Annotated in this window: 8 protein-coding genes and 3 tRNA genes; 6 read left to right on the top strand and 5 right to left on the bottom strand. The window is 46.9% G+C overall.

Features of this window, described 5'->3' with window-relative positions; all coding sequences use genetic code 11:
- Positions 1-2: 2 nt before the first annotated feature.
- From LZU85_RS19470 to LZU85_RS19460, 3 genes are all read right to left on the bottom strand, one after another.
- Positions 3-76 (bottom strand) — tRNA-Pro (locus LZU85_RS19470).
- Positions 77-102: 26 nt separating this feature from the next.
- Positions 103-178: transfer RNA gene (locus tag LZU85_RS19465), tRNA-His, on the bottom strand.
- A gap of 38 nt (positions 179-216) precedes the next feature.
- Positions 217-293 (bottom strand) — tRNA-Arg (locus tag LZU85_RS19460).
- 302 nt (positions 294-595) lie between these two features.
- On the opposite strand from LZU85_RS19460, the gene LZU85_RS19455 reads away from it, so the two are divergent.
- Entirely contained in the window at positions 596-1,000 is a 405-nt protein-coding gene (locus tag LZU85_RS19455; RefSeq protein WP_026050285.1) for a c-type cytochrome, read from the top strand.
- A gap of 61 nt (positions 1,001-1,061) precedes the next feature.
- Here LZU85_RS19455 and rep read toward each other — a convergent pair whose 3' ends face one another.
- Positions 1,062-3,080 (bottom strand): DNA helicase Rep, encoded by a 2,019-nt coding sequence (rep, locus tag LZU85_RS19450; protein WP_045620194.1) that lies wholly within the window; start codon positions 3,078-3,080, stop codon positions 1,062-1,064.
- A gap of 167 nt (positions 3,081-3,247) precedes the next feature.
- On the opposite strand from rep, the gene LZU85_RS19445 reads away from it, so the two are divergent.
- The 4 genes from LZU85_RS19445 (at position 3,248) to ubiK (ending at position 8,481) form a co-directional block, all read left to right on the top strand.
- The gene (locus LZU85_RS19445) at positions 3,248-3,829 is read left to right on the top strand and encodes a TetR/AcrR family transcriptional regulator (RefSeq protein WP_072605609.1); all 582 of its coding nucleotides are present in this window, start codon (positions 3,248-3,250) and stop codon (positions 3,827-3,829) included.
- Between the two features lie 17 nt (positions 3,830-3,846).
- Positions 3,847-4,953, top strand: coding sequence for an efflux RND transporter periplasmic adaptor subunit (locus LZU85_RS19440; protein WP_065090000.1), 1,107 nt, complete (start codon positions 3,847-3,849; stop codon positions 4,951-4,953).
- Between the two features lie 11 nt (positions 4,954-4,964).
- Positions 4,965-8,084: a multidrug efflux RND transporter permease subunit VmeD gene (gene vmeD, locus LZU85_RS19435; RefSeq protein ID WP_108654639.1), complete on the top strand. Its 3,120-nt coding sequence runs from the start codon at positions 4,965-4,967 to the stop codon at positions 8,082-8,084.
- 145 nt (positions 8,085-8,229) lie between these two features.
- Positions 8,230-8,481 carry a ubiquinone biosynthesis accessory factor UbiK gene (gene ubiK / locus LZU85_RS19430; protein WP_011079097.1) on the top strand — a complete coding sequence of 84 codons (252 nt, stop codon included), beginning with the start codon at positions 8,230-8,232 and terminating at the stop codon, positions 8,479-8,481.
- Between the two features lie 196 nt (positions 8,482-8,677).
- Here ubiK and ilvC read toward each other — a convergent pair whose 3' ends face one another.
- Complete coding sequence (gene ilvC, locus LZU85_RS19425) at positions 8,678-10,162, bottom strand: ketol-acid reductoisomerase (protein WP_011079096.1); 1,485 nt, start codon at positions 10,160-10,162, stop codon at positions 8,678-8,680.
- Positions 10,163-10,303: 141 nt separating this feature from the next.
- Between ilvC and ilvY the strand changes: the two genes are divergently transcribed.
- Complete coding sequence (gene ilvY / locus LZU85_RS19420) at positions 10,304-11,194, top strand: HTH-type transcriptional activator IlvY (protein ID WP_043877008.1); 891 nt, start codon at positions 10,304-10,306, stop codon at positions 11,192-11,194.
- Positions 11,195-11,377: the final 183 nt, after the last annotated feature.

Raw genomic sequence — 11,377 nt, 5'->3', positions numbered from 1 at the left:
GGTCGGTGAAGAGGGATTCGAACCCCCGACCCTCTGGTCCCAAACCAGATGCGCTACCAAGCTGCGCTATTCACCGACAAATGTTTCATTCTTAGAAAAGAATGGGGTGGCTAACGGGACTCGAACCCGCGACAACCGGAATCACAATCCGGGACTCTACCAACTGAGCTATAGCCACCATTGTTTTTTCACCGATATCTCCCCCAGGCATCCAAATGGCGCGCCCGAAAGGATTCGAACCTTCGACCTTTGGCTCCGGAGGCCAACGCTCTATCCAGCTGAGCTACGGGCGCATGCCCTATCGGCGGAGTGGAATAATACGTAGTTCACACTATGTCGTCTAGTGTTTTTTTTAGTTTTTTTTCCGTTTGGTCTCTTTTTCGTCAGTTATCTGGCAACAAATGTAAATAACAGATGTGATTCAGACCCTGTAGCTGATAACTTGTTGTTTATTGCAACAAGTTAACGGGATATAATCACCCATTATTTACATTGATTTAACAGCTGCAGTTTACTGCTAAATCAAAACAGCACTCTAACTATATAAATGTTTGGTAAGCCAGCTGACTTACCTTGGGAATGTAAAGTGAGTTTAATGGATATGTCTCGACGAATGATTAGCGTTTTATTCGCTGCTTTAACCTTTTCTACGGCAGCTATGGCTACCAGTACTGACCACGATGCCATTGCAGAGCGCATCAAGCCAGTAGGTGATGTTTATCTAGCAGGTAGTGAGCCAGTCAAAGCTGAACCAACCGGACCGCGTGATGGCGCAACAGTTTACGGCACTTTTTGTATTGCTTGTCACTCGTCTGGGGTAAATGGCGCACCAAAATCTGGCAATGCAGCAGATTGGGCACCGCGTATCGCACAAGGTCATGATGTGTTGAACAAGCACGCGATTGAGGGCTTTAATGCCATGCCTCCTCGCGGTACTTGTATGGACTGTTCTGACGACGAAATCATTGCCGCTATTGATCACATGATCAAAGGTCTATAAAACAAAGTTTCTTAAAGCAGAAGGGCTTGGTTTTCCAAGCCCTTTTCTTATTTGACTAACGCTACTTCTTGTTGAACATGGCACGTAAGTTGGCAATGTGCGCTTGGCCTTTGGCCATTCTTTCTTCCTGTGTCACTGGCTTTTTGGTTTGTTCCCATTCCACATCATCGAAAGGCAACTCGTCTAGGAAGCGACTTTGGCTGGGTTTGATCAACTCCCCATACTGACGACGCTCTTTACACATCACGAAAGTCAGCTCTCGCTGCGCACGCGTAATGCCAACGTACATTAAGCGACGTTCTTCTTCGACGTTATCTTCATCGATACTGGTTTGGTGCGGCAATATCCCTTCTTCAGTCCCGATCAGGTACACATATGGAAATTCCAGACCTTTAGACGCATGCAGTGTCATCAGTTGTACGGCATCACTGTCTTCATCTTCTTCACCACGTTCCATCATGTCACGCAGTGTCAAACGTTGAACCACTTCTTTCAACGTTTTCTCTTCTTGATCGTTATTGTCACCTTCTAAATCAGCGACAATCCAAGAGTAGAGATCAGAGACGTTTTTCATACGCATTTCTGCAGCTTTCGGGCTGGCAGATGTTTCGTACAACCAATCTTCATAATGAATGTCTCGCACCAACGAGCGCACCGCTTCCACGGTATCCCCCCGCTCCGCTTGATCAGCAATGGCCACCAGCCAATGAGTAAAGCGACGCAGATTATCGAGACCACGTCCGGTCAGATGCTGCTCAAGGCCAAGTTCAAAGCTGGCTTCAAATAAACTTTTGCCACGCATGTTGGCATAGCTGCCTAACTTCTCCAGCGTCACAGGGCCGATTTCACGCTTGGGTGTGTTGACGATGCGCAAAAATGCGTTGTCATCATCCGGATTCACCAACACTCGCAAATACGCCATGATGTCTTTAATCTCCGCGCGCGCAAAGAAAGACGTACCACCAGACAGTCGATAAGGAACGCGGTTTTGCATCAGCGACTTTTCGATGAGACGCGATTGATGATTACCACGATAAAGGATGGCGTAGTCACGATAGTCGGTGCGATTGAGAAACTTGTGGGCAATGATTTCCCCCGTGACACGCTCCGCCTCATGTTCATCGTTATTGGCCAACAGCACTTTGAGTTTTTCACCATCGGGAATTTCCGAGAAGAGCGACTTTTCATACACGTGTGGGTTATTGGCAATCAAGATATTCGCCGCGCGCAAAATACGACTGGTCGAACGGTAGTTTTGCTCCAATTTAATCAGGCGTAAGTTGGGATAATCTTGCCCCAGCAACACTAAATTTTGTGGTTTCGCCCCACGCCAAGAATAAATCGATTGATCATCATCCCCAACCACGGTTAAGCGTCCGCGCTCCCCCACCAGCAGTTTCACCAGTTCATATTGACTGGTGTTGGTGTCTTGATACTCATCGACAAGAAGATAACGGATACGGTTTTGCCAGTATTGACGCACCTCATCATGCCCACGAAGGAGTAATACGGGCAGCAAGATAAGATCATCAAAGTCGAGGGCGTTATACGCTTTCATCTGCTTCTGATACATCTCAAAACAGAAGGCAAACAACTGCTGCTGTTCACCTTGCGCACGTGCCACGGCCTGCTCTGGTGAGAGCATGTCGTTTTTCCAATTTGAGATGGTGCTCATCAACTGACGCAGCAAATCTTTATCGCCATCCAGCTGTTTTTCAGTCAGCTCTTTAAGCAGTGCAAGCTGATCTTGATCGTCAAACAAGGAAAAGCCCGACTTCAACCCCAGATGGCGATACTCTCGCTTGATGATGTTCAAACCAAGTGTGTGGAAGGTTGACACCATCAGGCCTTTTGACTCCCCCTTCCCCAGAGTTTGCCCCACACGTTCTTTCATCTCACGCGCGGCTTTATTGGTGAAGGTGACCGCCGCAATATTACGCGCTTTGTAGCCACACTGTTGCACCAAATAGGCAATCTTATTGGTGATCACTCGTGTTTTGCCTGAACCCGCACCCGCAAGCACGAGGCAGGGACCTGATACGTATTTCACGGCTTCGTCTTGTCTTGGATTCAGTTTCATAGTGCTTATCTGTGGTCAAAAATCGAGGCCCATATAATAGTCGTCGAGTGATGAGATTGCCATTGCCTCATTGACAAGATTTTTACTCAATAGCACACATAGCACTTGCCAATATGACTATTGTTTCCGCTATAATGAATGAACGTTCATTCACTGGTGGATAACCCATGTCATCTGAAGAGCAGAACGACAAGCAACAACAAATCCTAGCTGCGGCAGAGAAGTTGATTGCGGAGTCCGGTTTTCAGGGTCTATCGATGAGTAAACTGGCCAAAGAAGCAGGCGTCGCAGCAGGTACGATTTATCGTTATTTTGACGATAAAGAACACCTTCTGGATGAACTCAGGCTACGTATTACTCAACGAGTTGCCACGGCGATTCAAGCCAACGTAACCCGTGATATGCCTTTGAAGCAACAATATCGCACCATGTGGCTAAACACATGGAATTTAGCGGCTTCAAACTTGTCTACTTTGAGCAACCGTATTCAATACGAATCACTACCTTGCTCGAATAGCCACAAAACCCGCGAGCTAGAAAAGAAAATGTTTCACCAAGTTGCTTTAATGTTCGATATGGGCAAGGAGCAAGGGGTGTTCAAAACGCTGGATAACGAAATTTTGTTTGGTCTAAGTTTGGAGACCAGCGTCAGGCTAGCGAAAAAACACGCATTAGGCTTTTACCAACTGGACGAGAGAGCGCTAGACGCCGCCATCGAAGCCAGCTGGGATGCAATCATTAATCACTAATTGGAGTTCTTAATAGAATGAAAAAGTGGACCTTTTTTATGTTACTTATCGCCATTCTGCTGTTTGGCAGCGTGATAGGTTTCAACCTCTTCAAACAAAAGAAAATTGCCGAATACATGGCAAATCGTCCTGAGCCAGAGTTCCCAGTAACGGTCACAGAAGTGAAACCGGTCGACTGGGTACCTGTGATTGAAGCGATCGGTTTTATCGAACCCAACCAAGGTGTGACGATTGCCAATGAAACCAGCGGTGTCATTAAACAGATCCGCTTTGAATCAGGCACGCAAGTCAAAGAAGGTCAACCGCTTGTTCTGCTCGACTCCGATGTAGAAAAAGCCAACCTGAAGAGCAGTGAAGCAAAACTGCCAGCGGCAGAAGCGAAGTACAAACGCTATCAAGGCCTCTTCAAAAAAGGCTCGATTTCAAAAGAAGCGTATGATGAAGCTGGAGCCAATTACTACTCGTTAAAAGCCGATATTGAAAGCTTGAAAGCCTCGATTGCACGCCGTGAAATCAAAGCGCCATTTTCAGGCGTTATTGGTATTCGTAATGTCTACCTAGGCCAATATCTGCAAGCAGGCTCTGATATCGTACGTTTGGAAGACACCAGCGTGATGCGCTTACGTTTTACCGTGCCGCAAAACGATATTTCTCGCATCAATCTCGGCCAGGAAGTGGATATTTTTGTCGATGCTTATCCGCAAAACCCATTCAAAGGCTCAATCACTGCGATTGAACCAGCGGTCAATATCCAAAGTGGTTTGATTCAAATACAAGCAGATATTCCAAACAGCGACGGAAAACTGCGTAGTGGTATGTTTGCCCGCGCTAACATCATTCTGCCGAAGTTAGAAGACCAAGTCACACTGCCACAAACGGCGATCACATTTACGCTCTACGGTGACAATGTTTACATTCTAACGGAAGAAGACGGCGTGCAGCGTGTGAAACAACACGTGGTGAAAGTGGGTGAACGCACTGGGAATATCGCACACATTCTCGACGGCGTAAAAGTAGGTGATCAGGTGGTGACATCTGGCCAGGTTCGCTTGAGTAACGATGCCAAGGTTCGTGTTGTCGAAAGCGACGCGATTACACCTCCGGCAGAAACCCCTATGCTGTAATTGGAGGCATCATGCGCTTTACTGATGTTTTTATAAAACGTCCAGTTTTAGCGGTATCCATCAGCTTTTTGATCGCCTTGCTTGGCTTGCAAGCGGTGTTCAAGATGCAGGTGCGAGAATACCCTGAAATGACCAATACCGTCGTAACGGTAACCACCAGTTACTACGGCGCCAGTGCCGATTTGATCCAAGGTTTCATTACTCAACCTTTGGAGCAAGCCGTTGCGCAGGCCGATAATATTGACTACATGACCTCACAATCGGTGCTGGGTAAATCCACCATCACGGTGAACATGAAGCTCAATACGGATCCGAATGCCGCCTTGGCGGATATTTTGGCCAAAACGAACTCGGTTCGCTCGCAGTTACCAAAAGAAGCCGAAGACCCAACGGTGACCATGTCGACCGGTTCGACAACGGCGGTGCTGTATATCGGCTTCACCAGTGACGAGCTGTCATCAAGCCAAATCACGGACTACCTAGAGCGCGTGATTAACCCACAACTTTTCACCATCAATGGTGTGTCGAAAGTTGACCTTTATGGTGGCTTGAAATACGCACTACGCGTGTGGCTGGATCCGGCCAAAATGGGCGCACTGCGCCTCACCGCAACCGACGTGATGGGCGTACTCAACGCCAACAACTACCAATCAGCAACGGGGCAGGTAACGGGCGAATTTGTCCTGTACAACGGCAGTGCCGATACTCAGGTCTCTAACGTACAAGAGCTGGAAAACTTGGTGGTGAAATCGGGTGATGGTGAAGTGATTCGCTTGGGCGATATCGCAAAAGTCACACTAGAAAAAAGCCACGATGTTTATCGTGCCAGCGCAAATGGCCAAGAAGCCGTGGTAGCCGCCATCAACGCAGCACCAAGCGCCAACCCCATTAACATTGCGGCAGATGTCCTTGAACTGCTTCCTCAGCTTGAGCGCAATCTGCCTAGCAATATTAAGATGAACGTGATGTACGACTCGACCATCGCCATCAATGAGTCCATTCACGAAGTTGTGAAAACCATTGTTGAAGCAGCTGTGATCGTACTGGTGGTGATCACCCTATTCTTGGGGTCGTTCCGCGCCGTTATCATCCCTATCGTAACCATTCCACTGTCGTTGATCGGTGTGGCGATGGTGATGCAAGCGATGGGGTTCTCGTGGAACCTGATGACACTGCTGGCGATGGTTTTGGCTATCGGTCTGGTGGTGGATGATGCGATCGTCGTACTAGAAAACGTCGACCGCCACATCAAAGAGGGGGAATCGCCATTCCGCGCCGCCATCATTGGTACGCGTGAAATTGCGGTACCGGTTATCGCTATGACGCTCACACTTGGCGCGGTGTACGCCCCGATTGCGCTCATGGGCGGGATCACTGGCTCACTGTTTAAAGAGTTTGCTCTGACCCTCGCGGGTTCGGTATTTGTGTCCGGTATTATCGCGTTAACACTGTCGCCAATGATGTGTTCGAAGATGCTAAAGGCACATGAAAAGCCAAGCAAATTTGAAGAGAAAGTACACCACGTGCTAGATGGCATGACCAACCGCTACGAAAAAATGCTCAAAGCGGTCATGGACCATCGCCCTGTGGTGATCGGTTTCGCACTGATTGTTTTTGGTACGCTCCCTGTTCTGTTTAAGTTCATTCCAAGTGAATTGGCACCTTCAGAAGATAAAGGCGTGGTGATGTTAATGGGTACTGGTCCATCCAACGCAAACTTGGATTACCTACAAAACACCATGAATGACGTAAACAAAATTCTGTCTGATCAGCCAGAGGTTCAGTTTGCTCAGGTGTTTACTGGGGTACCAAACTCTAACCAAGCCTTTGGTCTAGCAACGTTGAAGCCATGGAGCCAGCGTGAAGCGAGCCAAGCGGAAATCACTAAGCGTGTGGGTGGTTTGGTTTCCAACGTCCCAGGTATGGCAGTGACGGCTTTCCAAATGCCAGAACTTCCAGGCGCAGGCTCTGGTCTACCAATCCAGTTCGTGATTACCACACCAAATAGCTTTGAGAGCTTGTACACCATCGCCAGTGACATTCTGACGGAAGTGACTTCAAGTCCGTTGTTTGTGTATTCAGATTTGGATCTGAAATACGACTCTGCGACGATGAAAATCAAGATCGACAAAGACAAAGCGGGCGCGTATGGCGTTACGATGCAAGATATTGGCATCACACTAGGAACCATGATGGCTGACGGCTATGTCAACCGCATTGACCTTAATGGCCGCTCTTACGAAGTGATCCCGCAAGTAGAACGTAAATGGCGTTTGAACCCTGAGTCGATGAAGAACTACTATGTACGCGCTGCCGATGGCAAAGCGGTGCCACTAGGTAGCTTGATCACCATCGATGTCATCGCTGAACCTCGTTCATTGCCTCACTTCAACCAATTGAACTCCGCTACCGTCGGCGCAGTACCTTCACCAGGCACAGCGATGGGCGATGCCATCAATTGGTTCGAAAACATTGCTAGCAGCAAACTACCGACTGGCTACAACCATGACTACATGGGTGAAGCTCGTCAGTTTGTTACAGAAGGCAGCGCCTTGTACGCCACCTTTGGTCTTGCTTTGGCGATTATCTTCTTGGTATTGGCGATTCAGTTTGAATCGATTCGCGATCCAATCGTTATCATGGTATCGGTACCACTGGCGATCTGTGGTGCTTTGATTGCTTTGGCATGGGGTCTTGCGACGATGAACATCTACTCGCAAGTGGGCCTGATTACCTTGGTTGGCCTGATCACCAAGCACGGTATCTTGATTTGTGAGGTGGCCAAAGAAGAACAGTTACATAACAAGCGGTCTCGTATCGATGCGGTGATGGAAGCGGCGAAAGTACGTCTGCGTCCAATCCTAATGACGACGGCGGCTATGATTGCTGGTTTGATCCCACTAATGTATGCAACGGGCGCTGGCGCCGCTCAACGCTTCAGCATCGGTATCGTTATCGTCGCAGGTCTAGCGATTGGTACACTGTTTACCTTATTCGTGTTGCCTGTGATTTACAGCTACCTCGCTGAAAAACACAAACCGCTACCTGTGTTTGTAGAAGATAAAGATTTGGAAAAACTCGCTCGAGTGGATGAAGCAAAAGCCGCTCAACGCCAAATCGCAGAACAGTAATTGCGATACAATATAAACGAAAGGCCGCTTATGCGGCCTTTTTGTTACTTTTCACAGCACATCTGTGTCGCTTTTTTACGCCAGAGATAGCGACTTTCACCAGTCAATTACATAGAATACCAACAAAGAAATCAGGAGCTACCTCATGTTTGACCCAAAGAAAATTGAGCAGATTGCAAAACAAATTCACGACTCTATGCCACAACCCGTTAAGGATTTAGGCGCGGATGTGGATCAAAAAATCCGTCAAGTCATTCAAGGCCAACTCAACAAGCTTGATGTGGTTAGCCGTGAAGAGTTTGATGTGCAAACGCAAGTCTTGCTGCGCACTCGTCAAAAGCTCAGTGAGATGGAAAAGAAACTGTCAGAGCTTGAAGCAAAGCTCGCTGATAAGTAATCCCCAAACGCGACAGTTAGGGCGTTTTTCTTCGTTCTAAAGCATCGATAAGCCAATAAACAAAAGGCTTGGTCTCTGACCAAGCCTTTTAATTACATGTTGTGTTTTCTTTTGTATTTATCACCCCAGTCTGTCTGGAGTTTTGTTAGCGCTCTTTTTCTAGACACTAGAATGAGAATAAGTGGAAAGGCGAGACTTAGCCACCAACAGCGATGCGTTTCATGTCAGTCATGTAACCACGCAGCTCTTCACCAATGTACTCAACAGGGTGATTGCGGATAGTCTCATTTACGGCAATGAGTGTCGCGTTATCAACTTGATTAGAGGTTTCACCTAACCCCTTACCAATCACATCTGTCCCTACCGAAGGCATAAACTTCTCACGAAGTAGCGGTGTTGCCACATTAGCAAACAGGTAGTTACCGTATTCCGCTGTGTCTGAGATAACCACGTTCATCTCGTATAGACGCTTACGTGCAATTGTGTTGGCAATAAGTGGTAACTCATGCAGCGACTCGTAGTAAGCCGATTCGTCGATAATGCCAGAAGCCGTCATTGCTTCAAACGCCAGTTCAACGCCAGCACGAACCATTGCAACCATTAAGATACCGTTGTCAAAGTACTCTTGCTCAGAGATTTCAACATCCGTTGATGGGTAATTTTCGAACGCCGTTTCACCCGTTTCAGCGCGCCAGCCTAGCAGATTCGCATCATCATTCGCCCAGTCAGCCATCATAGTGCTAGAGAAGTGACCTGAGATAATGTCGTCCATGTGTTTGTTGTACAGAGGACGCATCAGATCCTTTAGCTCTTCAGAAAGCTCAAATGCTTTGATCTTCGCTGGGTTTGATAGACGGTCCATCATATGTGTGATACCACCGAACTTCAGTGCTTCGGTAATGGTTTCCCAACCGTACTGCAGTAACTTACCTGCGTAACCAGGGTCAATACCTTCCGCAACCATCTTCTCGTAACATACGATAGAACCCGCTTGAAGCATGCCACATAGAATGGTTTGCTCACCCATCAAGTCTGATTTCACTTCAGCAACAAAAGAAGACTCAAGACAACCCGCACGATGACCACCAGTCGCAGCCGCCCAAGCTTTCGCAATGTCCCAACCCTCACCTTTTGGATCGTTCTCTGGGTGAACAGCAATCAATGTAGGAACACCAAAGCCACGTTTGTATTCTTCACGAACTTCTGTGCCGGGACACTTAGGCGCCACCATAACAACCGTTAGATCTTTACGGATTTGCATGCCTTCTTCAACAACGTTAAAACCGTGTGAGTAGCCAAGAGCCGCGCCTTCTTTCATTAGGGGCATTACGGTTTCAACCACATTGGTGTGCTGTTTATCTGGTGTCAAGTTAACAACAAGATCAGCTTGAGGGATCAGCGTTTCATAACTACCCACTTCAAAACCGTTCTCTTTAGCATTTTTGTATGATTGACGCTGCTCATCAATCGCTGCTTGACGTAGTGCGTAAGCAACATCAAGACCGGAGTCACGCATATTTAGACCTTGGTTTAGGCCTTGCGCACCACAACCTACGATGACGACTTTTTTACCCTTAAGGTAATCCGCCTCTGTAGCGAATTCACTGCGATCCATAAAACGACAACGACCCAATTGGTCTAGTTGCTCACGAAGGTTCAAAGTATTGAAATAGTTCGCCATCAGGGCTCTCCTTAAAATTCATCCATCACGGTCGGTGGTTACTCACCGAATGAATTCATACTAAAACAGACTTTAAGTTGCTCAAAGTGATATATTCACAATTAGTAATTGCAAATAATGCAACACGGAAAGACATATACAATGAACATCAAAAGCTTACAGCTATTTATTCACCTCTGTGATAGTAAAAACTTTGCCAAGACGGCAGCAGCAATGCACATCAGTCCATCCGCGCTCAGTCGTCAAATTCAAAAGCTAGAAGAAGAAACTAGCCAGCAACTCTTCACTAGAGACAATCGTAGTGTTGAAATAACACCTGCAGGTAAAAAACTGATGCCAGTTGCACTTAAAATGCTTAACGAATGGCAGCAGTATCAATTACAAAACCGTTATTCAGAAACCGAACTCAAAGGGGAAATACGCTTATTTTGTTCCGTCACCGCCAGCTATAGTCACTTGCCAGAACTTCTTTCTGAATTTCGACTACAACATCCTTTTATCGAATTCAAAATATCTACCGGTGATCCTGCACAAGCCATGGATAAAATTCTGAACGGAGAGGCTGATATTGCTATTTCCGCCAAACCAGACACCGTACCAGCAAAAGTGGCTTTTGAGCCCATCAGCGAAATTCCACTCTCTGTAATTGCACCTCAAGGAGTGAGCAGTTTCACGGATGAAATGAACCGTGATAAACCTAATTGGTCTGCGATCCCCTATATAGTTCCTGAAGCAGGTACCGCTAGAGAAAGGGCGAATACTTGGTTTAAAAAGATGAAAATTAAACCCAATATTTATGCTCAGGTTTCAGGTCATGAAGCGATTGTGAGTATGGTAGCTTTGGGGTGTGGTATCGGTATTGCTCCGGATGTTGTGATCAACAACAGCCCAGTCAAAGAGAAAATACAGAGACTAAAAGTCGCTCCCATTAAACCTTTTGAGTTGGGGGTATGCTGCATCAAATCTCAACTCGAAAATCCCCTAATTCAAGCCTTATGGAAAGTTGCTGAAAGTAAGTACATCGTGATTTAAGCAGCAATGCAAAGCCTGTCAAAACCGATGAGCTTTTTAGTAGTGGTGAAGTGCTGATATTTGACAACTAGGGGTTTGACACAAATCCCTTCTTATTATCAAGCACCAGAAATGACGAAAGCCTGCAAATTACTTTGCAGGCTTTCTATGTAGTGGCGGAGAGATAGGGATTTGAACCCTAGG

This window comes from Vibrio floridensis, assembly GCF_021852965.1.
Classification (GTDB): Bacteria; Pseudomonadota; Gammaproteobacteria; order Enterobacterales; family Vibrionaceae; genus Vibrio; species Vibrio floridensis.
The sequence above is the reverse complement of the archived record's forward strand: the minus strand, read 5'-3'. Positions and strand labels throughout refer to the sequence as shown.